Raw genomic sequence first — 22,390 nt, 5'->3', positions numbered from 1 at the left:
GGTTTACACTCCATAGATAAAATTATTGTTAGCTTTTGATAAGGGTGGGGCATTTTCATCTTTTACCGATAATATTGGGGTAAGATCATGTGGCCACTTAATGCCAATCACTTGATCATTCCAACTAATTCCACAGTCAAATTCTGGTGCATATAACTCATCAACCTTGTATTGGACTTCCACATCATCCATCAATGTCATAAATCCATGGGCAAATCCTTTTGGAATGAATACCTGCTTTTTGTTATCTGCACTTAGAGTTATCCCAAACCAATGGGCAAACGTCGGGCTTCCCTTTCGAATATCAACCGCTACATCAAAAATGGCCCCTTTTGTACAACGAATAAGCTTGGCTTGTGCTTTAGGATTCAATTGATAATGTAAACCCCTTAAAGTCCCCTTTGCTGCGGAAAAAGATTGATTATCTTGGACAAAATTGCAGTCAATCCCGGCTTGTTGAAATAATTGGTGACTATACGTCTCCATAAACCAGCCGCGATGATCGCCATAAATCTTAGGATCAATAATTTTAACTCCTGGCAAAAATGTTTCCATTACATTCAAATTACATCACCTCGTACTAATGTATGCGGACTCTTGCTATTTAGTAAAAACATGTTGCAAAAAATATTCCTCCGGCAAGAAATTTTTTTAAGCAAGAATTGGTTAAAGGTTATTGCTGTTTTTCCACTCTGTTGATAGGAGCGGAAATCACAGACAAGTTTAACAAAACCAAAAGCAATAAAGGACCAAATAGGTCCTTATGGTCTTGGTATCCAAATATAAACTCAGCCTGCCTGTTTAGCGATGCTGGTGGACTTATTCGAGGATAATAACAACTTATCAACATTAATACTGGTTATATCCACACAATCGACGGAGATATCCACAGTATTTCAACCTTTATACACAGATTGTATGAATAAATTTTGAGTTTTCCAAAAATATTGACTAATGGATGAAAATATCCACAAAACCCACAGTTTTATCCACAAAATTAACAACTTTACCCACAATTCATATTAATATATCCACATTCCCCATTACAAAAGGCCTAGCGAAATGGCTAGGCCTTTGTCATTATCTATTCGAGTCTTCTGCCGGATTTTCACTGTCATATCGATCAACAATTTCCTTTAACTCTCCCGTGTCACCTTTTGCATTAATGATTTCAAAAATTTCATTTAAGCCTTCACTCGTTTTATCCTCATTCTGCTTCATCGCGGCACCCCCTTTTTTTATAGGGTGCCCGATGTTGATGGAAACTATTTCTATAGGAATTTTGCCGAAAACATTCTTGCCGCATAGCAACTGTTTGAACGAGCCTGCTTTCATTGTTAGTTTGTTCAAAGTCTTGAGCAAATGATGTGCGTAGCAACAGACTCACTTTAACTAAATAGAGCAGGATTTATCCAAGCTCCGTTCATTATTTAACGATGGCTCCCCTTAACTGGTTAATACCAAACTCCAAATATCCCTTTAGACAGGTCAACATAAAGACCCAGCCTTCTTTATTATCCAGAAGATTACTCATGAACTCGTCGTCATCTTCTCTAAATCCTTCTTCGGTAATCTCAATGATGGTGCTTGAAGAATCCAATTCTTCGAGTGAAATCGTTACTATATTTCCTTTCCCATCTGTCCCCCAGCGGTACACAATTTTCTTGTTGGGCAAGACCTCGATGACTTCAATAACTACTTCGGCATTGTATTCTTCATATCTAAGTGTGACGGTCTGGCCCTGTTCCCATCTTGCAGCTGATGAGAACCAAAAATTCTTGATTTTCTCAGGGTCCACGAAAGCCTCAAACACCTCATTCACTGGTTTCATGATTTTAAATTTTGTCCGATTGTACATTTAGTAAATCCCCTCTCAATCATTAACGTTTCTACATGTAATGGTTGTCCTATGGAAGTATTTTATACCATAAAACGTAAAAAAAGCCGGTATCACAACACTGGCTTTCCCTACATATATGGTTTCATTTACATTTTTAAGGCGAATTCAAATGCTTTACTATTATGATAACTTGCTCTAACGATTAGCTTGGCTCTTAATTCCTCGTCCAGACAGTCTTGCTTTAATAGTTCATTGTGGCGGTGCTGGAGTAAATGATAGTAATATCTGCACTTTATAAACATTTTCAACACAAAAAATCCCCCTCATTAGTGATGAACATAAATCGCAGGAGTGATCGTGTTCGGTAACTGGCAAGCATCGTTCTTAAAACCTTAGCCCCTATAGTTTTGCGTCACCACTTTTCAATGGTTTTGCCGTTTCGTACGATTTATGTGTTTATTTAGAATATAAGCAACTAATTTATAAAATAAAAGTGCCTTTGGACCCACAATCTATCAATCTTTGGAAAATTATTCTACCCTTTTTTGGTTGCAGCTAAATGCTTGATGGGCTGGTTAATACATCTTAAAATTCCCACGCCGTATACAATACCTTAGGAACAGCGGAAAAAGACGTTTTAAAGTCGATGTTCCTGTCCATGATGTTACTGGGGTGAATTTATGACTATGTTTAAGATACGGTTTGTTTTTCTATTTCTTGTTGTGTTTACACTCTCATTAGCAGGCTGCACAGGGAAATTTCACTTTTTTCAGAATGAAGGGAACTTGTCGCAGAATAGTTCTCCTCGTGCTGAAGTTCAACAACAGAATACTAACAACCAAGCGATTTCCTCCCAAGAAGTTATACCTGTTCTTGTGAATAAAAGCAATAAACTGCCCGAGCAATTTCAGCCAAGCGATTTAATTTATCCAGATATCCCCTTTACCTTTAAACAAAAGTCAGAAAAGCGGCAAATGAGAGCCGATGCCGGTGCAGCAATTGAAAAATTATTTGCCGGCGCTAAACAACAGGGCGTGAATCTGTTAGGGGTGTCTGCCTACAGGTCTCATGCTACCCAAGCAGCGTTGTTCAACCATTACGTGAACCAAGATGGATATGAGGCAGCAAGAAAATATAGTGCTGTTCCAGGAACGAGCGAACATGAAACCGGCCTTGCCATTGATGTAACGGGCGGGGATGGCAAATGTGCCGCCGAGGACTGCTTCGGGGGTACTGATGAAGCGGTTTGGCTCGAAGATCATGCAGCGGAATATGGCTTTATCATCCGCTACCCGAAAGGCAAAGACGACATCACCGGCTATCAATACGAACCATGGCATCTACGCTACGTCGGTAAAACAATCGCCAAAGAAATCATGGAACGCGGCATCACACTTGAAGAATATGTGGACGCCACCGTTGTGAATAAGTGAATAACTGATATATTTTGATTTTGATTTTGGTGCCTGACACCAAAATCATTTTTAATAAAATAGGCCCTCGCTGCACATGTTTGGTTGCAGCGAGGGCCTATTTTTTATTTCCCTTTTATCTCTAGTAGTTTTAATCGAAGGTCGTTTTCCATTGACGCTAGTTCCTGCTCGGCTATGCGGCGCTTGTGGCGGCCTTCCTCTTGGATTCGCATTGTTTCTTCGAGTGTCGTGATCAGGCTTTCCTGTGTTTTCTTTAAGGTTTCAATATCAACGATTCCTCGTTCGTTTTCTTTCGCCGTCTCGATGGTATTGGTTTTTAGCATTTCTGCATTTTTCAACAGCAGCTCATTGGTTGTTTTCGAAACTTGCTTTTGCGCCTCAACCGCATGACGCTGGCGAATTAAGGTTAAGGCGATCGCGACTTGATTTTTCCATAATGGAATCGCCGTCATGATCGAAGATTGGATTTTTTCCACAAGCGCTTGATTCGTATTTTGAATCAAACGAATCTGCGGTGCGCTTTGAATGGTAATTTCTCGGCTTAATTTCAAATCATGCAGACGTTTATCCAACCGATCCGCAAACTGGATCATATCATTCACTTCTTGAAACTTCATTTGATCATTGGTCTGTTCCGCTGCTTTTTTCAGCTGAGGAATCGTCTTTTCCTGCATTTCCTCCAGCTTAATCTCCCCAGCAGCAATATAGACATTCAAGGCATGGAAGTATTCCTTATTGGTCTCATACAACTGTTCGAGCAATTTTATATCGGACATCAAGACATTCTTGCTGCGGTCTAGTTTTACACTTATTCGGTCAATTTGTGCACCTGTTTTTTGATATTTGGACAGCACTTCTTGAACCGAGCTTGAAATTTTTCCAAACATACGAGCAAATAAGGATGGCTTCCCATCCTTCAAGTCATCGGGATTCACTTCGTCCAGCCGCTTCATTAAATCGCTAATGATCTGCCCGATTTCCCCCACATCCTGTTTCTGCACATGTTCAAGCATCGTATGTGAGAATGACAGCAGCTTACCTTGGGCTTGGGTACCATATTGAATCATCGACTGATGGTTTGTCGGATCGATTTGCTCGGCAATCTGATAGGCCTTGGCCCGATGTTCTTCCGGAATCACATCAATTAATTTGACAGGTTTCACCTCGCTCGTTTGCTGGATTGGGCTTTTAGCCGTCTCCAGTTGACCTCCAAAAGGATCAGCAAGGATATCATCTAATAAATTACCAGTTTTACTTGGTTGAATTGGGTTGTTTTCGGTCATTTTAGCCACCTATTTTCTTCCGGGAATTTAGCGCTCTTTTCCTTATTGAGAGCATGCTTTGCAACATCAATTTCAAAATTCAAGTGATCAATGTCATCTGAAATCACTTTGTATAAATCCTCTTCCACTACCCTTGTGAGTTCATCAAGAGTATGACGGGTTTCGATGAGAGATTGGCCCATCTCCATGTTCTTTTTCGGCTGGGAAGATAGAAAGCTGTATTTTTCGGTGAGTTCCACAATGGAGTCCAAATGGGAAAAATAAAACTGCTCCGCTTGGTAGAAACGCTTCGGTTCTTTGGTTGTCATCTTGTGTATCTTTTTTGTAATTCTTATGAGATCAATTCTTTGTTTGACAGATGAAATATCGCGAATCGAAAATAGGTTTTTATTCAAGCGATTGATTTTCTGTTTGGCTTCCATAAGGTTCTTCCTTATGTACCGATATTCTTTTCTGGATATTTGATGCTTTTTTAAAAAGCGGGTGTTCATCACAATGCCAAGAATAAAATGAGTAAGCAGTCCTGTGGTTAAGGCGATTCCCGTTGCTGCCCAAAAGGTTTGGTCAAAAGGAAAATAGCTGATCAGCCACGTTAAGATGGTTATTGGGACGGCCGCAGATGAGCGGATAAGAAACGACAAAATCGGGTTCATATTTGGATCGACTCCTGACTTAAGACATCTTTATATTCCTACGAATGAATGCAATGGAATGTTTCATTTCCCTCTAAAATATATGCCAAAAAGAAAATTACTTCCATTAACTACTTCCACAATACAGGAAAAAACTCCTCCCCGCCATAGACTTCAAACGGAAAGAAATCTAGGACTTGAGACGTATTTTTAGGTAGTGGGGGATGTCGTACCCCCACTGTAGGCTTCTGCCCAAGAGTCAGTTTGTTAGATGCATAGGATAGATACAGGTAGTGAGGAGAGAGGAGAATAGATATGTATCAACCTTATTATATGCCAATGGAGTATCAAAATAGTGTAGGAAATGAGCTGAATTTTCAAAGACAATATCATGGGGGCGGAGTGCATCACAATCATGACGGGCATCATCATTCCGGGGGACAGCATCATTTCGGTGGACAGCATCACAATCATGACGGGCACCATAACCATGGCGGACATGGAGGACATGGGGGACATGGGGGACATGGGGGACATGGGGGACATCCAGGATTAAATCTTGGGTCATTAGGCTCGAGCCTGCTTGGCCTTGGTTTAGGGTATTTAGGTGGGGCCGGGCTGGCAAATGCAGCTAATCCAGGAGGTTATGGATTTGGAGGAGGTTATGGAGGATTCCCTGGTTATGGTGGATTCGGAGGATTCCCTGGAGCACCTAGTCAAAGTTTCAATCCATACGGCCCCGGACCTGGCGGCACTTTTGGCGGGGGTATTGGCTTAGGCTATCCGACTGGCGGAGGCCCGGGTTACCCAGGAGTTGGACCGAATATGAACATGTATGGGCAACCGTTCCAGCCATCTCCTAGTTTAAGCGGCTATGGCACATGGTCCCCAAGTGAATATGGCCTGCCTAGTCCAAGGTATGACTGGGGAAGATTTTAATTCTGGCTGCAAGGCAAGAACTACTCCGTTACATTTAAAGAAAGAGCAAGACCATGGGTCCTGCTCTTTTTGGCAATTCATTGGGTTTTCATAAACTGAATTAGGTAAAGCTACCGCTCATACAGTTCAATCGGCAGCCCATCTGGGTCTGCGAAGAAGGTAAATTTCTTGTTTGTTATGGGGTCTACACGGACGTCCTCAACATTCACATGATGATTGGACATATATTGAACTGCCTCTTCGATATCATCTACTTCAAATGCAAGATGCCTTAATCCAGCTGCTTCAGGATAGCTCGGCCGTTCAGCTGGTGCCGGGAACGAAAACAATTCAATTTGATATTGATCATTTACTGCTAAATCAAGCTTATAGGAATCCCGTTCCTCCCGATATACCTCATTTATCGGGGTGAGCCCAAGAACTCGTACATAAAAATCCTTAGATTTTTCATAATCCGAACAAATTACCGCTACATGATGAATCTTATTTAACTTCATTTAACCATATCTCCTTAATCAATCATTCTCCTAAGTCCGATGGCCGTTCCTCTTTTCCGAAGTGGTGGAGGATAGCTTTGACGATGCGTTCAGAAGCGTAGCCATCTCCGTAAGGGTTCGAGGCATGAGCCATCTTGTCATGGGCGACAGGGTCTGACAGCAGCCCATCCGCAAGGTCAAAGATTGTTTCCTCATCTGTTCCTGCAAGTTTTAGCGTGCCCGCTTCAATTCCTTCTGGCCGTTCAGTGGTATCGCGCAATACTAATACGGGTACACCTAGGGATGGCGCCTCTTCCTGGACACCGCCAGAGTCCGTTAAAATCAAATAGGCTCTTGAGGCAAAGTTATGGAAATCGATCACATCTAGCGGCTCGATGAGGTGAATCCTTTCGTGTTTGCCCAGTACACGATTAGCAATCTCACGAACCACTGGATTCATATGGACAGGATACACCACCTGAACATCCACATGCTTTTCAACCAACCGTCGAATCGCACGGAACATATTTTCCATTGGCTTCCCTGTGTTTTCCCTGCGGTGGGCCGTCATAAGAATTAACCGGTCATTCCCAAGTTTGTCTAAAACAGGGTGAGTATAATTATCTCTCACTGTGGTTTTTAGCGCATCGATGGCCGTATTTCCAGTGATATAAATCCCGGCTTCCCGCTTATTTTCCATCAAAAGATTTTGCTTCGATTGGGAAGTTGGCGAGAAGTGAAGATCTGCCAACACCCCTGTCAACTGACGGTTCATTTCCTCCGGGTACGGGGAATATTTATTATGAGTCCGGAGTCCAGCCTCAACGTGTCCAATCGGAATCGAATGATAAAAAGCAGCTAAGCTCGCGACAAAGGTGGTCGTCGTATCACCATGGACCAGGACAATATCCGGCTTGACGTCCGCAAGAACTTGATTGAGCCCTTCTAAACTCCGGGTTGTTACTTCTAGCAAGGTTTGCCGTTCTTTCATTATATTTAAATCATAATCAGGAGTAATTTCAAAAATTTGCAACACCTGATCAAGCATCTCCCGGTGCTGAGCAGTAACCGTAACAATCGGTTTAATATGATCAGGGTATTTCCCTAATTCTTTTACCAAGGGAGCCATTTTTATCGCTTCCGGTCTCGTTCCAAATACAGTCATTACCTTCAATTGATTATCCATAGCGGCCTCCAAGTATCCTTCAATCCATAATATTTCATTCACTAACATGATACCAAAGATTGCTCATTTATGAAAAAATCATATTCTTTCCCTTCCAATGTCACCTTATTGTTTTCTAAAAATTTCTTTGTACAATATTACTTTTCTCGCTAGGGCGAATATATTGCAGAGTAAATTTCGAAAAATACCCAACCTAGGAGTGAATAATGTTTTGAAAAAAAGGGCCCTTATTACCATCCCTATCAGTTTGCTGCTTATTGCGGTCATGGTGGCTTCTATATTCCTAATCAATCTTAAACCACAGGCTGGCAAAATCGCTCAAGCCCAAAAACTTGCGGAATACTCGAAGCCAGCAGTGGTTCGAATCGTAGATTATGCTGTTGTACAATGGCAGTTTAATAATCCGTATGATCCTGAAGTTATCGCCATATTAGAGAAGTTAAATAACCAATCTGTTGTGGGAGGCTCAGGCTCAGGGGCCATTATTAGCTCGAACGGCTATATCGTTACGAATGCACATGTGGTGGAAGCGACCCAACAGGAAGATGCGGAAATTGCCAATGCTGCCTTTGAACAACTAGTAACAATCATCGCGGATTATTTTAAAGTCGACTATGAAACTGCCTATAAATATATGGTCCAGTACACACAATACTCGGGAATTCAAAAGGTTTTAAAAGTAATTTTACCTAGCGGAGATGTCCTTGATGGAGAAGTAAAAAGCTATGGTGCCCCAATTAACGAAGGAAAAGACGTGGCGGTTTTAAAAATTGAGGGCAAAAATCTGCCGACTTTACCTCTTGGTGATTCAGATAATATCCAAAACCAAGATAATGTTTGGGTCAGCGGATATCCTGCTGCTGCCGATTCGGATCTATTATCACCTGATTCGTCGCTGGTTTCTTCGATGAATGCCGGTCAAATTTCGGCTACTTCCAAAAAGACAGATCAAGGAAGCCCGGTCATTCAAATTAATGCGGCTGCCACGCATGGAAATAGCGGCGGGCCGGTCATCAACACAAAAGGGGAAATCATTGGGCTGCTCACCTTTAGGGGTGACACAGTTAATGGCCAGGAAGTTCAAGGCTTTAACTTTGCCGTTCCTGTTAATACGGTCAAAGAATTTGTAAACCAAGCTGGGGCGAAAAATGCAAAGAGCGAAACGGATAAACTTTACCAAGAAGGACTTAATCTTTACTGGGGCGGCTACTATAAGCATGCGTTAGAAAAATTCGAGGCGGTTCAGCGGATTTACCCAAATCATTCCGAAATCAAACAATATATCGCGAATGCTGAGAAGAAAATGGGAAGCAGCAAGACACTCTGGTCCGATTACGCCACAACCTTCTATATCGTGGATGGTGTATCTGGAGTTCTCATTATCATTCTCTTGTTGTTTACCTTTGCTTTTAGGCCGAAGCAGCCAGCTGTTGCTCAGACACTGACTTCTCCAACCCCGACAACGGCAACACCGCCGGAAACAGGGCCAGAAAATACACTAACAGACCTAAATAACGACGGGAAAATCGACGTCCAAGACATCCTCCTCGCCCTCCAAGAGGCACAGAAAAAGCAGAAAAAAGACGAGGAATAATCTGGTGCCTGACACCAATATAATATATTGAGATAAAACCTATAGATTAAGGGGATGTAGTGGAGACTACGTCCCCTTTCTATAAATACGGAATTCAGTTCATGAAGGAGTGATCACAGTGACTGAAAATCTGTTATTAGCTTTTGGGTTAACATTGTTTGCAGGACTGGCAACAGGAATTGGCAGCCTCCTTGCGTTCTTTACCTCACATACCAATACTAAATTTTTATCAGTAACTCTCGGATTCTCTGCAGGTGTGATGATCTATGTGTCGATGGTTGAGATTTTTGTAAAGGCCAAGGTAGCTCTTGTAGATTCCTTGGGCGTTGGATTAGGAAACTGGTTAACGGTCGGTGGATTTTTTGCTGGGATGCTGTTGATCGCCAGCATTGATAAATTTATTCCCAAGCAAAGTAACCCCCATGAACTAAAGAAAGTAGAGGACATGACGAGGGGAGGAAGTACGAGTACTGGAGAAAAACCAGATTTGTTAAAAATGGGCACATTTACAGCCCTCGCAATCGGAATTCATAACTTTCCGGAAGGGATTGCCACCTTCACTTCGGCGCTGCAAGACCCTGCCCTTGGGATTGCCATTGCCGTTGCGATTGCGATTCACAATGTACCAGAGGGCATTGCCGTTTCTGTTCCTGTCTATTTTGCGACAGGGGATAAAAAGCGGGCCTTTAAACTATCATTCTTGTCTGGTTTATCTGAACCAGTCGGGGCATTAGCCGCCTACCTATTCTTAATGCCGTTTCTAAACGAAATCATGTTCGGAATTATTTTTGCAGCGGTTGCCGGGATCATGGTCTTCATCTCCCTCGACGAATTACTGCCCGCTGCAAAAAGATACGACGAGGCACATCTATCAATCTACGGATTAATGGGAGGAATGGCAGTAATGGCCCTCAGCCTGTTATTGTTTATATAAGAGACTGCGGTCGGCTGGTGTTGGGGATGTTGGTGTAGGTGTCAGGCACCATGTGAATTTTTCACATGGTGCCTGACACCTAATTTATGAAGGTCGCTGCTCCATACTGTCCTGTTATCTGGGCGTTCACACCTCATTCAACTGGATGGCTTCCCATATGCTTTGGTCGGTTATGGGACGGCTTGATTGCAGATCTGAGATGGTACGAGCTAGGCGGATAATTTTGATTTGTGTCCGGTTACTCCAGTTATTTTTAAGAGCTAGTCGCTGTAACCTAGATTGTTGTACACCGGTTAAAGGGCTTTTGTCCAATAGGATTTCATAGGGGATTCTTCCGTTACAAACCTCTCTCCCATATCGATCATATTGTCTGTCCCTCGCCTCCTCCACTCGTTCCCGGACAATTTTAGAGGACTCACCTTCCTTTTCATATACAGCAGAGTTAAAATCAATCGGCCCTAAAGTAAGATTAATATCAAAACGATCCCTAAGCGGGCCAGAAAGCCTATTCTGGTAAGCCTTTATTTGCTTCCTTGTACAAGTACAATAATGCGTATTTGAACCTTCATAGCCACAGGGGCATGGATTCATCGCTGCGATTAATATAAACGATGCTGGGTATGTAATGGTCGCATGCGTTCTACTAATCATGATCAACCCATTTTCTAATGGCTGACGGAGCATATCTAAAGTTTTTTTCGAAAACTCCCCGATTTCATCAAGAAACAAAACACCACGATGGGCTAACGATATTTCACCCGGCTTTGGGTATTGTCCTCCTCCGATAATAGAAACTCCTGAAGCGGAGTGATGCGGATTTCGATAAGGCGGCATATTGGATGGGGGATAAGAATTCTGACTCAATTGATACAAACTGATAACCTCAAGTAACGACTCTTTAGTTAGTGAAGGCAAAATAGAAGGGAAAGATTCAGCTAACATGCTTTTTCCACAACCGGGCGGGCCAGTCAGTAACACATGATGTTCTCCTGCCGCTGCAATTTCTAAAGCGTGCTTGGCCCCTTTATGCCCTATAATCTGCTTCATATCTAAATAAGTAATGCTGGTAAATCTCTCGTCCTTTTGTCTTTTTTTATAAGAAGGAACCCATTGTCCTGAAAGATGTGAGATTGCCTCCTGCAAACTAGAAACATAGATAATTTCCATTGGTTCAAGTTCTAATACAGGCAATTCTTCATTAAAAGGGATATAAAGCTTTTGGATCCCTAGTTTCTTTGCAGCAAGGATAGCAGGCAGCATCCCTTCGACTGGCTGAATGGAGCCATCTAACGATAATGCTCCCAGGAATCCTGTATCCTCGGCAACTATTATATCGAGTTCATGCAAACTCTGCAGAACCGCTATCGCCATCGGCAAATCAAACATGGAACCATACTTTTTTTGATCTGCAGGTGATAAATTAATGGTAATTTTCTGGCCTGATAGATGATAGCCTAATGTTCGAAGCGCAGCAATGATACGCTCCTTGGATTCCTTCACCGCCGCATCCGGCAGACCGACAATTTTAAAGGAATCGTTCCCTACATAAGAGCCAACCTCTACATTTACACGATATCCTTTTAAGGCGATACTCGTTACTTTAGCCCACATCTCACATCCTCCTTATCGAGCATGTGAATTTTTCCATCTTCCCAAAAAAACTTGTCTGTGGATAGTGCGTTTAGATAATTTTCATAGTGTGAAAGGGGCGGATCGGGAAAATAGGAAAGAAGTGGTTGGGGGTCAATTAAAGGGATACTCTCACCGAAGATATAGGCCCGGCAGCTGCTCCAAGGATAATCCTCAGGATTTACCACCATCCCTGCTGAAGTTGGATTTAAATGAATGTATTTACTTACGTCTATCTCGTATTCAGGAGAATTAAGAAGTACATCACCGTATCGCTTTTCGAACACATGACCAGAGAAATTATATTTTTTATTAATATATTTAGCGAATTTAGTGTTGAGATGTTTCATGATTGTACTTAGCGGGGTTTCTAGTGTTTCAAGCTGCAGGTGGATATGATTCGTCATTAAGCAGTATGTGTGAAGGTTAAAGGGATAACGCTCTTTTGTTTCTTTCAATAGGGCCAGATACTTCTCAAAATCATCATTGTCGAAAAAAAGGGAACTTCTTCTAATGCCTCTGCTCGTAACATGATACTTCGCACCTTTGTACCAAAGGCGAACACTGCGAACCATTGTAAATCACTCCTTAAAAATTAATGGGGCGGGATAAAAACAGGTGGAATCGAGGGAGATAGGGGTAGATGTGTGAAGATGTGGGAAAGACCGCTCCCCCATACAGGAAACGAAAAAGTATACCACTAAAACATTGATTCGACACCACTTCCCAAAATCCTGCACAACACACCAAAATTCACGATAACCAAATAACATTCAGCACCACACCTTTTGTCCACCCAGCAAAGACAAGTGTCCACGTATGGTGCCTGACACCATTTATCACCATAACACCATAAAAGATGTATAAAAAGACCTAAAATGTAATATTTATTTTGTATGGCTTTATTTTTCTTACTTTTTATTTGGGGGTGGTTGTCTCTGAACGCGGTAAGAATCATTCAATGGCTGTTGGGTGGATTGCTTCTCATCTATGGGATTTATCTTATTTTTGGAGTGCAGGAGTTCTTTGGAACCTTAGCTATAATCGCGGCCTTTTTTATCTTTCCGAGTATTGGAAAAGGACCAAAAGGATCTGATAGCAATGATTATGTAAATGATTATCACAATGATTCAGACTACTCGAATGATAATGGCGATACCGATTCTGGCGGGGATTCTGGCGGGGATTCCGGTGGAGACAGCGGCGGGGATTAATAACCACTAATACGCACACTCAAAACCACCCTTGCCATCAGTGACAAGGGTGGTTTTTTGACCTTAACTATACCAATTTTACTTATTTTTAGCATAATAGTACAAGAACCAGACTGCATGATTTTGCTCATCGGCGGCCGCTCTTCGAAATGCTTCTTTTATAGTTGGATCCGAAGTACCATCAGCGACTTCCAGGTAAAAATCCACCGTGAGTTGCTCATCTTGCAAGGCAAATTCTAGTCCATTTAGGTAAACATCAGGACATTCCTCGCTGAGCTTTGGTTGTTGTGGCTTTCGTCCGGTTAGCTGAGTATAAATGTGTTCAAATTGTTTATGGTGTTTTATTTCATCTTGGCGTATTTCAAGGATTTGACCTTTCTCCTTCTCATTGGAAGCTAATTTTGCTAATTTGCTATAACAATGGATAGCGTTGTACTCACCATGAATCGCTTTTTCCACTTCTCTAATCAATTTATTATTTTGTCTATATAAAGCATCGTAATAATTCGTGTACGGATACATAGTAAAACCTCCCCCGTTTTCTCTCAAAAATATCCTACGTGAGACGAGACTCTAGGGTGCTTACTATTCTGTACTTTTCACTAAAAACAATATGAAAATATCAACGATGGTGCCTGACACCCGTTTAGGATTTTACACTTTTAGAAAGAATGGGTTAAGGGATGCTTTCAGAAGTAAGCGGAATTTCTAACGAATCAAAGTACTTACTATTTTTATTGATATTAGCTTCCTAAACTGCTTATGCATCAGCAACGAAATAAATCTCAAACCATATGATAATGATTGGATTATTTACGGACGTAGATTTACTTAGTATCACGTTCGGGTCCTAACTCAGCATACTCTTCCCATACAAAATCTGATAAAACGGAGGTTTCTACATGAAAATGAAGGTATTAGGTTTAGCCGCGGCGATTCTTTTTATCCTGAGTGGCTGCTCCATGCTAAATGAGGCGAAGGATACTCTCTCCTATGTAAATGATGCATCGGACTATCTAAATAAAGCGACAGCTTTTGCAAATGATGCTCCATCTATTGCGCAACAAGCCGTAAGCGATCAGCAGGCCACAAAAAAACTGCAAACGATGCTTCAAGAAATGAAACAAGAAATCAATTCATTCAATAAACTTCAAGCACCGGAAATAGCAGCCGACTTACATCAGCAACTTGTTGACCAAAACAACAAATTAACTGCTGGCATAGATCTATATTTAAAAAATATCCATAACGGGTTACTCGACCCTTCTACCCTTAAAAACACAGAAATTTTTCAAAGTGTCCAAGAAATAAGCAACATCCTTGATCAAATAAAACAACTTGGTCAGTAACAGCGAATTCGAACCCTTAGTTTAAGTATTCTATGAATGTGGTCACATTGAATGGAACTTCTCAATGTGGCCCATTTCATTTTTTGTATTCTCCTAAATAAAATAGGCTTAATGATCTTGTGGTACCTTATACAAGATTAAATTCCACGTTTTATCATCAATAGATCCGAAGGTGACCCGGTAATCCTTTTTTTGATACACAAGCGTTTTCCCTGTCTTTTTCCCTTTTGTCGGGTTCCCCATTTTCGCTAAAATCTCTTCTCTGGTGATTCCAATCTCGACGTGAAACATGTAAAGTGTTTTTAATTCATCTTCATCAATTACGACCCGTCGATTTTTTATCGTATAGACATAGGTATGGATATCTTCGTGATCATGCATTTCTTCATATTTGCCCCAAACTTTTTCGACATCTGCTAAGTGGATTTTTTTATCTAATCGCAGCGGCGTTCCCACCAGAATCCCCTTTTCAAATCCTTTGATTGTTTCTTTATCTAAAACGATGACATTATCTTTGGATGTGTTGGTGTGAGGTATCTCTTGGGCACATGCCGCCATTAGTGATACCAGCATAATCGCCACTCCCAGCATTCTCCATTTCTTCATAAACCAATCCCCGCCTCTCGATGGCCACTAAAAATAGCATACCATATTTGTTCATATCCAAGAATTTGATGTTATGATAGTAGCAATATTAGAAATTAGCATTTAACACGCGGGGAGTGTCTCCCCCAGAGGGACAGCTGTCCACGAGCGGTGCCTGACACCAAACTCTACACCAACACTTACACCAAACACTTACACCAAACACTTACACCAAACACTTACACCAAACACGAAAGGAGATGGATAGGGCTATGAGTTCTTTTATTCAGGAACGGGAAGGTATTTTTCATGGGGTTTGCCCGCTTGATTGTCCGGATCAGTGTGGGTTACTTCTACATAAGGAAAATGGGAGAATTATTAAAGTGGAGGGTGACCCCGAACATCCGGTCACCAAAGGGCATATTTGCAACAAAGTCCGAAATATGACAGAACGGATTTATGATGAAAATCGCTTGAAATACCCGCTAAAACGCACCGGCCTTAAAGGTGAAGGCAAGTTCGAACGAATCAGCTGGGCGGAAGCGATCGAGACCATTACCTCCCGGTGGAGCAATTTAATAGAATCTAACGGACCGGAAAGCATCCTTCCCTACAGTTTTTACGGAAACATGGGCCGGCTTAATGCCGAGGGAATGGACCGCCGTTTCTTCCATCGACTCGGGGCTTCCCGATTAGATCAAACCATTTGTTCCGCAGCAGGCTCAGAAGGCTATAAGTACACCATGGGCGGCAGCATCGGCATCGACCCGGAAGATACAGTTGATTCAAAGCTCTTCATTTTTTGGGGAATTAATGCGGCCAGCACCAACATGCATCAAGTCGCCCTTGCTCAAAAAGCCCGGAAACAACACGGGGCTAAAATCATCGTTATTGATGTTCTCAAAAATCAAACTGGCAGATTAGCAGATTGGTTTATTCCGATTTTGCCTGGCACGGACAGTGCCCTCGCTTTGGGAATGATGCACATTCTATTTGCCGAAAACCTGGTCAACCAAGACTTTTTAGAAAAGTATACAATCGGTCACGAGGAACTGCGTGAGCATGTCATCCAATATGACCCAATTACCGTTTCTGCGATCACAGGTGTCCCAGTAGAGGATATATACAAACTGGCCCGCATGTACGGTGAAACATCACCTGCGTTTATTCGCATCGGTAATGGTCCCCAGCATCATGACAATGGCGGCATGTTCGTCCGGACAATCTCCTGCCTTCCCGCCCTTACAGGCCAATGGCTTGTCAAAGGCGGCGGTGCAATCAAAGGAAATTCGGCCTATCTGGCACCGAATACCGTGCACTTGCAACGACCGGATCTATTGAAAAATAAACAGACCCGCGTGATCAATATGAACCTTCTCGGTGACACGTTACTTGCTCTAGAACCGCCAGTGAAGTCACTTTATGTGTACGGCTCAAATCCTGCCGTGGTAGCACCTAATACAAATAAAGTCAGAAAAGGTCTAGCGCGCGAAGATTTATTTACGGTGGTCCATGATTTATTTTTAACCGAAACAGCCAAATATGCGGATATCGTTTTACCGGCAACATCCTCTTTTGAAAACACTGACATGTACACATCGTATTGGCATCACTACATTCAGTTGCAGCAGCCGATCATTGAACCATTTGCTGAGTCAAAATCCAATGTTGAGGTGTTCCGATTGCTTGCCGAGGGGATGGATTTCACGGAACCACTCTTTCAGGAAACGGAAGCGGTGATGATTGCACAAGCCTTGGATAATCCACGCAACCCTTATTTAAACGGGATTAGCTATGAATCATTAGTGGAACAAACATTCATGAAGGCCAAGGTAAAACCGATATTTCCTGGCAAACTGCCAACCCTTAGTGGAAAAATTGAATTATTTTCTGAGAAGATGAAAAAGGATGGGTATCCCCCATTGCCAACTTACATACCTTTAGAGGACAATGGGGACCACCGATACCAATTTGTTCCGGGCCCAAATCATAATTTCTTAAACTCTACCTTTTCCAACAATCAAAAACATATGACATTGGAAAAAGAGCCGAAAGTCTATATGAATCATCTTGATGCTTTATCGGAGGGAATTGAAGATGGCGATATGGTTCGAATCTGGAACCAGCGCGGTGAATGTGAATTGAAGGTTTCTGTGGGTGAGCAAGTCCTGCCAGGAGTCGTGGTGACGCAAGGTCTTTGGGCCGATACAGCCAATGCCGACGCGAAACAGCTAGTAAACGCACTTACTCCCGACCGAATCGCCGATATGGGCGGCGGCGCCACCTTCTTCTCAGGGCGTGTAAGTGTATCAAAAAGATAAAAATGGTGCCTGACACCAATTTGGGTGTCAGGCACCAACTTAAACTTAAAATTAAACTTAAACTTAACTCGCCTTATATCCATGCCCAATCATCTCGTGGACATTGTGGACGGTGACGTAGGCGTTCTTGTCTGTTTCTTTTATTATACTTTTCAGTTGGACGATTTCCTGCTTATTGATGACGATGTAAAGGACTTCTCTGTTCTGCCCTGTGTAGCCGCCGCGCCCGTCTAGCACCGTTAACCCTCGGGACATTCGACTCGTAATATTGGTCAACACCTGCTCCGGCGTATTCGAAATAATCAGTACGGCTACCTTTTCATCCAATCCCTCAACAATGAAATCGATCGCTTTCGCCCCAATAAACACAATCAACAGCGTATACATCCCTTTTTCTAATCCGATAATGAAAATCGATCCCACTACGACTACAATGTCAATAATCAGCATCCCCTTGCCGATGCTCCAGCCTAGCAATTGGTTGGTCAGTCTTGCTAAAATCGTTGATCCTCCCGATGTTCCTCCCGTCCGGAAAATCAGCCCCAACCCTACTCCAACCAGCAAACCAGCAAAGATCGATGCCAAAAATGTATCCTCGGTCAGTCGATGCCCAGCATCCTCCGTTACATACAAACACAACGAGCAGGCTGCAATCGAAATTAGCGTATATATAAAGGTTCTTTTTTCAAAAAATTTATACCCCACCGCTAACAGCGCCACATTCAAGACAAAATTTACGACACCTGGTGACCAGTCAAACAAATAGTGGGCAATAATCGTAATCCCTAAAATGCCGCCTTCTGAAAGATGATTGGGAATCGTAAAATAATTGACCCCTAAGGCAAAAATGAGCGCCCCTAGTAAAATATATAAAATATCCTTTACCGTCCTCTTCATAAAAACCATCCTTTGTTTCTCCTTATATCACCTAATCTTACCCTAAGAAATGTTAGCCATCAATTAACATTTGCGCCATAAGAAACAAAAAAAATACTGCAAGAACCCAATCATTCTCGCAGCATTTTTTCATCATTTGATGGTGTCAGGCACCAAGTTCTTCGCTTTTAAAGGCTTTGTTCAACCAGTTCTTCCCTTCGACTAAGCGTGTGACGAGCATTGCACACACGGTGTTTCCGGTGGAGTTGAGCAGTGTCGCCGGGGCATCAATGATCGTACTGATTACGGCGATAATGGGCAAGGTTTCTGGCGGGAAGCCATACACACTGATAATTAGCATCTCACCAATCATCCCGCCGCCAGGAATCGCCCCCATCACCGCACCGACTAAAAAGGCAACCGCTAAGATGCTTAAAATATTCGGGATACTCGTTAAATCCTTCCCGAACAACGCAAATAAGAAGACGATTTTCAGCACACCGCCAAACACGGATCCATCCTTATGCGTATTCGCACCAAGCGGAATAATCGTTTCGGCGATATCCTTTGGCACCCCCATCTTTCGAACGGTGGCCAAGTTGACCGGAATACATGCAGCACTTGAGCAAGTGGCAATCGCTGTAACCGATGGTGTAATCGCATGTTTCCAAAAAACCTTCACACCGTCCTTGCCCCCGGCAATAAAGGCATACAGGGTGAAGAATCCGAAATAATAAATCACGGCAAGTATCAGATATAATACAAAGGAGCGGGCATACCCCTCTAGAATTTGCGGCCCAAGTTCACCAATCACCGTAGCAAAATAACAGCCTAGTCCAATCGGTGCATAGTACATAATAATACTGACCATCTTCATCATGACTGCCGTTGCAGCCGATAAAAAGTTAGCCACAGGTTTTGCTTTTTCCCCAACCATCGCAGTGGAAATCCCAAATAGCAGCGAAAAGACAATCAATTGCAGCATATTACTTCTTGATAACAATAAATTGAAATCTCCTACAGTAAAGGTGGCAACGAGATGGTCAAGAAACGACAATTTCTCAGGATTATTCTCAAAAGATGTTTGGCTCATTACCGCTTTAATCGAAGCGATATCGGCATGTTCAATCGGATGAATGATGGAGGCGCCTGTTAAGCCCAAAATCGCTGCCACTGAAGCTGTTACTAAGAACACAACCAAAATACTGCCCATGATTTTTCCAAGCCGTTTCATCCCATTCATATTGGCAATCGCAGAAGCAATGCTGAAAAACACTAATGGGACGATCATCATGAACATTAAATTTAAGAATAAATCCCCAAACGGCTTAACAAGTGCAGCCTTTGGTCCAAATATCAAACCTGCCGCCCCGCCCACGATAATAGCAGTTAGCAAGATAAGGGTAAATCGATAATTTTTATAGAATAATTTCAAACCTTTCACAGCCCTTCAATATGTACCTATGAAAATCATACCTAAGTTCGACGGACAGGTAAATGAGCAATTAAGTCTAAACCTTGAAACTTATGAACGAAAAATACTTTAACAAAAATGCACATCCCCTATAAATCTACAAATTTCGAACACGGACAAGCACGGATATTGTCTATATTTTTGTATTTATATTCATTTATTAATAGAACTCCCTTCCATACAATTAAGATAGAAATGGAGGGATTATTCTGAAAAAATTCATAAAAGTATTGATTGCACTAACACTGTTCCTAACGATCCTCATACCTTTTCAAACGGTTTCCTACGCAGCCTCTACATCTTCTGCAACCGTAAATACGAAAGCGCTAAATGTACGTGAAAAGCCTACGACGCATTCCAAGAAAAAAGGCGTCCTCAAAAAAGGCACCAAAGTAACAGTTTATTCGAAAACCAAATCGGGCTGGTCGCAAATTAAATACAAGTCTAAAAAAGCGTATGTGTCCACAAAGTATTTGAAGTTTATTACCAAACGGGCCAGCTTCTTGATCGATAAGACCAAAGTCTATACCTATAAAGGGACGGAAGGAAGCTACCAATTAATCCCGACAGGAAAAAAATATGATTCTTGGGATATTTGGTACTACGCCACTTCTTCTGATAAGCAAAAATTCATTGTCGGCGAAGACAGTAAAGGACTCTATACCGGGTATATTGACTCCGAATATTATATCGATATCAAATATCCTGCGAAGGTCGGCCTGAAATGGGATATCGGCTATGAGGGAGAAGGACAAGCTCGGATTACCTCCTTAAAAAGGACGGTGAAAACGCCAGCTGGGACGTTTAAAAACTGTATCGAGGTAAAGGAAGATTCTGGGTATATTTACTACTATGCGAAAAATATCGGGCAGGTGAAAACAGTACGTGACGGAATAACCGTCATGGAGTTAGTAAGTTTGAAGAAAAAGTAATCGTTTATGCATCCAACTAAACAATAAAAGAGCATCACTAGCAAACTTGTGATGCTCTTTTTTTATGGATGGCTGCTCTACACTTCCATCTATACTATTATGAAATCTTTTGATTCAGTTGTATTTCCATATCGTATAAGGCATTTTTAAAGTCTTCCCTTAGCCAGAAATAGATTTTAGACGGTTTAAACTCCTTAATACAACGGTTTAGATCCTCTTTCAGTTCCTCGGGAATCTCCCAATTAGTACGGCCAACGATACTAGGGATTAATGCAACAAACTCTTTTAATTGGCAATATTTATTGTCCGGCAGTAACTCTAAAGCAATGGATAGTGCTTCTTTTATGCATACAGGATCTTTTAAATAAACCAAATTAAACAACCCCTTCCAAATTTACATCTTAATTATTTCACACCTTCCGTTCATAATTTGATGAAATTTGTTAATTGCAGGGTGATTTTTTTGTCAAAAACAATCATTTCCGGTAAAAAAAGGTCTGTTCCAATACAGACCTTTTTTCACTATAATTCACCCAAGTCCTTGGGTCTAATTTCAGTAGTTTTCATATAATATAGGATAGCATCAACAATTCTTTTAGAAGCATTTCCATCCCCGTATGGATTGGAGGCTTTTGCCATCGCATCATGAGCCTCTTCATTACTTAACAGCTCATCTGCCAAGTTAAAAATAACTTCTTCATCAGTTCCTGCAAGCTTTAACGTCCCCGCCTCAACACCTTCCGGGCGTTCAGTAGTATCTCTAAGGACCAATACAGGTACTCCCAATGATGGTGCTTCCTCTTGAACTCCACCTGAATCAGTTAAGATCAAGTAAGCTCTAGATGCAAAATTGTGGAAGTCGATTACATCTAATGGCTCAATTAAATGAATCCCACTGTTCTGACCTAGAATCTTATCGGCAATTTGGCGTACTACTGGATTCATATGTACTGGATAGACCACTTGAACATCATGATGTTTTTCAACCAATCTTCGAATCGCTCGAAACATATTTTCCATTGGTTCACCCAAGTTTTCTCTTCTATGAGCCGTCATTAATATTAACCGGTCCTGTCCAAATTGTTTTAAAATTGGATGAGAGTACTGTGGTTTGACCGTTGTTTTCAAGGCATCAATTGCCGTATTTCCTGTTACAAATATATTGTTCTCGGATTTGTTTTCCTGTAACAAATTTTTCTTTGAAACAGCAGTAGGAGCAAAATGAAGGTCAGCCATAACTCCAGTAAGTTGCCGATTCATCTCTTCTGGATAAGGAGAGAACTTGTTCCAAGTACGTAGACCCGCTTCTACATGGCCGATTGGAATAGAATTATAAAAGGCAGCTAAACTTGCTACGAATGTAGTAGTGGTATCCCCATGAACCAGAACGATATCTGGCTTTGCTTCCTGAAGTACTTGGTTTAATCCTTCTAGAGCTCTCATCGTTACATCCGTTAATGTCTGGCGATCTTTCATAATATTCAAGTCATAATCGGGAATGATTTCAAATATTTCTAACACTTGGTCCAGCATTTGCCGATGCTGTGCTGTTACAGTCACAATTGATTGAATCGTTTCATAGTTCTTTTCTAGTTCCTTAACTAAAGGCGCCATTTTTATAGCCTCTGGTCTCGTCCCGAATATGGTCATTACTTTAATTTTTTGATTCATGACTAGCTCCCTCATTTTCCGT

At 41.8% G+C, this 22,390-nt stretch carries 24 protein-coding genes and 1 riboswitch; of the genes, 8 read left to right on the top strand and 16 right to left on the bottom strand.

The features are described 5' to 3' along the window. Positions 1 to 3: 3 nt before the first annotated feature. The 4 genes from rfbC to ACE198_RS09940 form a co-directional block, all read right to left on the bottom strand. Positions 4 to 564 (bottom strand): dTDP-4-dehydrorhamnose 3,5-epimerase, encoded by a 561-nt coding sequence (gene rfbC, locus ACE198_RS09955; RefSeq protein WP_375375432.1) that lies wholly within the window; start codon positions 562 to 564, stop codon positions 4 to 6. A 516-nt stretch (positions 565 to 1,080) separates the two neighbouring features. After that, positions 1,081 to 1,221: a hypothetical protein gene (locus ACE198_RS09950; RefSeq protein WP_375375431.1), complete on the bottom strand. Its 141-nt coding sequence runs from the start codon at positions 1,219 to 1,221 to the stop codon at positions 1,081 to 1,083. A gap of 205 nt (positions 1,222 to 1,426) precedes the next feature. Then, positions 1,427 to 1,858 (bottom strand): SRPBCC family protein, encoded by a 432-nt coding sequence (locus ACE198_RS09945; RefSeq protein ID WP_375375430.1) that lies wholly within the window; start codon positions 1,856 to 1,858, stop codon positions 1,427 to 1,429. A gap of 128 nt (positions 1,859 to 1,986) precedes the next feature. Continuing rightward, on the bottom strand, positions 1,987 to 2,151 hold the full coding sequence (locus ACE198_RS09940; protein ID WP_180230158.1) for a hypothetical protein: 165 nt from the start codon (positions 2,149 to 2,151) through the stop codon (positions 1,987 to 1,989). A 49-nt stretch (positions 2,152 to 2,200) separates the two neighbouring features. Next, a riboswitch (cyclic di-GMP riboswitch) is annotated at positions 2,201 to 2,286 on the bottom strand. A gap of 240 nt (positions 2,287 to 2,526) precedes the next feature. Between ACE198_RS09940 and ACE198_RS09935 the strand changes: the two genes are divergently transcribed. Further along, a complete protein-coding gene (locus ACE198_RS09935) occupies positions 2,527 to 3,273 on the top strand; it encodes a M15 family metallopeptidase (protein ID WP_375375452.1) in 747 nt (248 codons plus the stop codon). Positions 3,274 to 3,377: 104 nt separating this feature from the next. On the opposite strand, the gene ACE198_RS09930 is transcribed toward ACE198_RS09935, so the two are convergent. Then, positions 3,378 to 4,556, bottom strand: coding sequence for a toxic anion resistance protein (locus ACE198_RS09930; RefSeq protein WP_251461060.1), 1,179 nt, complete (start codon positions 4,554 to 4,556; stop codon positions 3,378 to 3,380). Beyond that, entirely contained in the window at positions 4,553 to 5,209 is a 657-nt protein-coding gene (locus tag ACE198_RS09925; RefSeq protein WP_098575053.1) for a 5-bromo-4-chloroindolyl phosphate hydrolysis family protein, read from the bottom strand. Before ACE198_RS09925 ends, ACE198_RS09930 begins: the two co-directional genes overlap by 4 nt. A 294-nt stretch (positions 5,210 to 5,503) precedes the next feature. Here ACE198_RS09925 and ACE198_RS09920 point away from each other — a divergent pair, with 294 nt between their 5' ends. Further along, positions 5,504 to 6,127, top strand: coding sequence for a hypothetical protein (locus ACE198_RS09920; protein ID WP_375375429.1), 624 nt, complete (start codon positions 5,504 to 5,506; stop codon positions 6,125 to 6,127). Positions 6,128 to 6,237: 110 nt separating this feature from the next. Here ACE198_RS09920 and gloA2 read toward each other — a convergent pair whose 3' ends face one another. Both gloA2 and wecB (ACE198_RS09910) read right to left on the bottom strand, forming a co-directional pair. Next, positions 6,238 to 6,624 carry an SMU1112c/YaeR family gloxylase I-like metalloprotein gene (gene gloA2 / locus ACE198_RS09915; RefSeq protein WP_375375428.1) on the bottom strand — a complete coding sequence of 129 codons (387 nt, stop codon included), beginning with the start codon at positions 6,622 to 6,624 and terminating at the stop codon, positions 6,238 to 6,240. A 22-nt stretch (positions 6,625 to 6,646) separates the two neighbouring features. Beyond that, positions 6,647 to 7,789, bottom strand: coding sequence for a non-hydrolyzing UDP-N-acetylglucosamine 2-epimerase (wecB, locus tag ACE198_RS09910; RefSeq protein WP_375375427.1), 1,143 nt, complete (start codon positions 7,787 to 7,789; stop codon positions 6,647 to 6,649). A 211-nt stretch (positions 7,790 to 8,000) separates the two neighbouring features. Here wecB (ACE198_RS09910) and ACE198_RS09905 point away from each other — a divergent pair, with 211 nt between their 5' ends. Next, positions 8,001 to 9,383 carry a S1C family serine protease gene (locus ACE198_RS09905; protein ID WP_251461070.1) on the top strand — a complete coding sequence of 461 codons (1,383 nt, stop codon included), beginning with the start codon at positions 8,001 to 8,003 and terminating at the stop codon, positions 9,381 to 9,383. Between the two features lie 118 nt (positions 9,384 to 9,501). Continuing rightward, complete coding sequence (gene zupT, locus ACE198_RS09900) at positions 9,502 to 10,317, top strand: zinc transporter ZupT (RefSeq protein WP_098575058.1); 816 nt, start codon at positions 9,502 to 9,504, stop codon at positions 10,315 to 10,317. 126 nt (positions 10,318 to 10,443) lie between these two features. On the opposite strand, the gene ACE198_RS09895 is transcribed toward zupT, so the two are convergent. Beyond that, positions 10,444 to 11,928 carry a YifB family Mg chelatase-like AAA ATPase gene (locus ACE198_RS09895; protein WP_375375426.1) on the bottom strand — a complete coding sequence of 495 codons (1,485 nt, stop codon included), beginning with the start codon at positions 11,926 to 11,928 and terminating at the stop codon, positions 10,444 to 10,446. After that, positions 11,913 to 12,521, bottom strand: a complete 609-nt coding sequence (locus ACE198_RS09890; protein WP_375375425.1) for a transposase — start codon at positions 12,519 to 12,521, stop codon at positions 11,913 to 11,915. The genes ACE198_RS09895 and ACE198_RS09890 overlap by 16 nt, the downstream gene beginning before the upstream one ends. A 357-nt stretch (positions 12,522 to 12,878) precedes the next feature. On the opposite strand from ACE198_RS09890, the gene ACE198_RS09885 reads away from it, so the two are divergent. Further along, positions 12,879 to 13,160 carry a hypothetical protein gene (locus ACE198_RS09885; RefSeq protein WP_375375424.1) on the top strand — a complete coding sequence of 94 codons (282 nt, stop codon included), beginning with the start codon at positions 12,879 to 12,881 and terminating at the stop codon, positions 13,158 to 13,160. Between the two features lie 78 nt (positions 13,161 to 13,238). Here the strand turns inward: ACE198_RS09885 and ACE198_RS09880 are convergent, their stop codons facing one another. Next, positions 13,239 to 13,682: a ferritin-like domain-containing protein gene (locus tag ACE198_RS09880; protein ID WP_375375423.1), complete on the bottom strand. Its 444-nt coding sequence runs from the start codon at positions 13,680 to 13,682 to the stop codon at positions 13,239 to 13,241. A gap of 380 nt (positions 13,683 to 14,062) precedes the next feature. Here ACE198_RS09880 and ACE198_RS09875 point away from each other — a divergent pair, with 380 nt between their 5' ends. Beyond that, complete coding sequence (locus tag ACE198_RS09875) at positions 14,063 to 14,509, top strand: DUF6376 family protein (protein ID WP_375375422.1); 447 nt, start codon at positions 14,063 to 14,065, stop codon at positions 14,507 to 14,509. A gap of 108 nt (positions 14,510 to 14,617) precedes the next feature. Here the strand turns inward: ACE198_RS09875 and ACE198_RS09870 are convergent, their stop codons facing one another. Further along, positions 14,618 to 15,115, bottom strand: coding sequence for a hypothetical protein (locus tag ACE198_RS09870; protein WP_098575063.1), 498 nt, complete (start codon positions 15,113 to 15,115; stop codon positions 14,618 to 14,620). A 251-nt stretch (positions 15,116 to 15,366) separates the two neighbouring features. On the opposite strand from ACE198_RS09870, the gene ACE198_RS09865 reads away from it, so the two are divergent. Further along, complete coding sequence (locus ACE198_RS09865) at positions 15,367 to 17,415, top strand: molybdopterin oxidoreductase family protein (RefSeq protein WP_375375421.1); 2,049 nt, start codon at positions 15,367 to 15,369, stop codon at positions 17,413 to 17,415. A gap of 63 nt (positions 17,416 to 17,478) precedes the next feature. Here the strand turns inward: ACE198_RS09865 and ACE198_RS09860 are convergent, their stop codons facing one another. Both ACE198_RS09860 and ACE198_RS09855 read right to left on the bottom strand, forming a co-directional pair. Then, on the bottom strand, positions 17,479 to 18,312 hold the full coding sequence (locus tag ACE198_RS09860) for a YitT family protein (RefSeq protein WP_098575089.1): 834 nt from the start codon (positions 18,310 to 18,312) through the stop codon (positions 17,479 to 17,481). A 145-nt stretch (positions 18,313 to 18,457) separates the two neighbouring features. Next, positions 18,458 to 19,726 (bottom strand): dicarboxylate/amino acid:cation symporter, encoded by a 1,269-nt coding sequence (locus ACE198_RS09855; protein ID WP_098575090.1) that lies wholly within the window; start codon positions 19,724 to 19,726, stop codon positions 18,458 to 18,460. A gap of 269 nt (positions 19,727 to 19,995) precedes the next feature. On the opposite strand from ACE198_RS09855, the gene ACE198_RS09850 reads away from it, so the two are divergent. After that, complete coding sequence (locus ACE198_RS09850; RefSeq protein ID WP_375375420.1) at positions 19,996 to 20,697, top strand: SH3 domain-containing protein; 702 nt, start codon at positions 19,996 to 19,998, stop codon at positions 20,695 to 20,697. A gap of 97 nt (positions 20,698 to 20,794) precedes the next feature. Here ACE198_RS09850 and ACE198_RS09845 read toward each other — a convergent pair whose 3' ends face one another. Both ACE198_RS09845 and wecB (ACE198_RS09840) read right to left on the bottom strand, forming a co-directional pair. Beyond that, the gene (locus ACE198_RS09845; protein ID WP_375375419.1) at positions 20,795 to 21,070 is read right to left on the bottom strand and encodes a hypothetical protein; all 276 of its coding nucleotides are present in this window, start codon (positions 21,068 to 21,070) and stop codon (positions 20,795 to 20,797) included. A 149-nt stretch (positions 21,071 to 21,219) separates the two neighbouring features. Beyond that, positions 21,220 to 22,368 (bottom strand): non-hydrolyzing UDP-N-acetylglucosamine 2-epimerase, encoded by a 1,149-nt coding sequence (gene wecB, locus ACE198_RS09840; protein ID WP_375375418.1) that lies wholly within the window; start codon positions 22,366 to 22,368, stop codon positions 21,220 to 21,222. Positions 22,369 to 22,390 lie beyond the last annotated feature (22 nt).

The organism is Neobacillus sp. KR4-4 (assembly GCF_042136325.1).
Classification (GTDB): Bacteria; Bacillota; Bacilli; order Bacillales; family Cytobacillaceae; genus Neobacillus.
This window is presented reverse-complemented; position numbering and strand designations above follow the sequence as displayed.

Bases quoted from the DNA above. Each gene is read 5' to 3' on its own strand.
- ACE198_RS09895 (WP_375375426.1), bottom strand. From the start codon at position 11,928: ATGTGGGCTAAAGTAACGAGTATCGCCTTAAAAGGATATCGTGTAAAT.
- ACE198_RS09925 (WP_098575053.1), bottom strand. From the start codon at position 5,209: ATGAACCCGATTTTGTCGTTTCTTATCCGCTCATCTGCGGCCGTCCCA.
- ACE198_RS09950 (WP_375375431.1), bottom strand. From the start codon at position 1,221: ATGAAGCAGAATGAGGATAAAACGAGTGAAGGCTTAAATGAAATTTTT.
- ACE198_RS09865 (WP_375375421.1), top strand. From the start codon at position 15,367: ATGAGTTCTTTTATTCAGGAACGGGAAGGTATTTTTCATGGGGTTTGC.
- ACE198_RS09860 (WP_098575089.1), bottom strand. From the start codon at position 18,312: ATGAAGAGGACGGTAAAGGATATTTTATATATTTTACTAGGGGCGCTC.
- gloA2 (WP_375375428.1), bottom strand. From the start codon at position 6,624: ATGAAGTTAAATAAGATTCATCATGTAGCGGTAATTTGTTCGGATTAT.
- ACE198_RS09890 (WP_375375425.1), bottom strand. From the start codon at position 12,521: ATGGTTCGCAGTGTTCGCCTTTGGTACAAAGGTGCGAAGTATCATGTT.
- ACE198_RS09935 (WP_375375452.1), top strand. From the start codon at position 2,527: ATGTTTAAGATACGGTTTGTTTTTCTATTTCTTGTTGTGTTTACACTC.
- ACE198_RS09945 (WP_375375430.1), bottom strand. From the start codon at position 1,858: ATGTACAATCGGACAAAATTTAAAATCATGAAACCAGTGAATGAGGTG.
- wecB (WP_375375427.1), bottom strand. From the start codon at position 7,789: ATGGATAATCAATTGAAGGTAATGACTGTATTTGGAACGAGACCGGAA.
- ACE198_RS09870 (WP_098575063.1), bottom strand. From the start codon at position 15,115: ATGAAGAAATGGAGAATGCTGGGAGTGGCGATTATGCTGGTATCACTA.
- wecB (WP_375375418.1), bottom strand. From the start codon at position 22,368: ATGAATCAAAAAATTAAAGTAATGACCATATTCGGGACGAGACCAGAG.
- ACE198_RS09920 (WP_375375429.1), top strand. From the start codon at position 5,504: ATGTATCAACCTTATTATATGCCAATGGAGTATCAAAATAGTGTAGGA.
- ACE198_RS09930 (WP_251461060.1), bottom strand. From the start codon at position 4,556: ATGACCGAAAACAACCCAATTCAACCAAGTAAAACTGGTAATTTATTA.
- ACE198_RS09875 (WP_375375422.1), top strand. From the start codon at position 14,063: ATGAAAATGAAGGTATTAGGTTTAGCCGCGGCGATTCTTTTTATCCTG.
- ACE198_RS09880 (WP_375375423.1), bottom strand. From the start codon at position 13,682: ATGTATCCGTACACGAATTATTACGATGCTTTATATAGACAAAATAAT.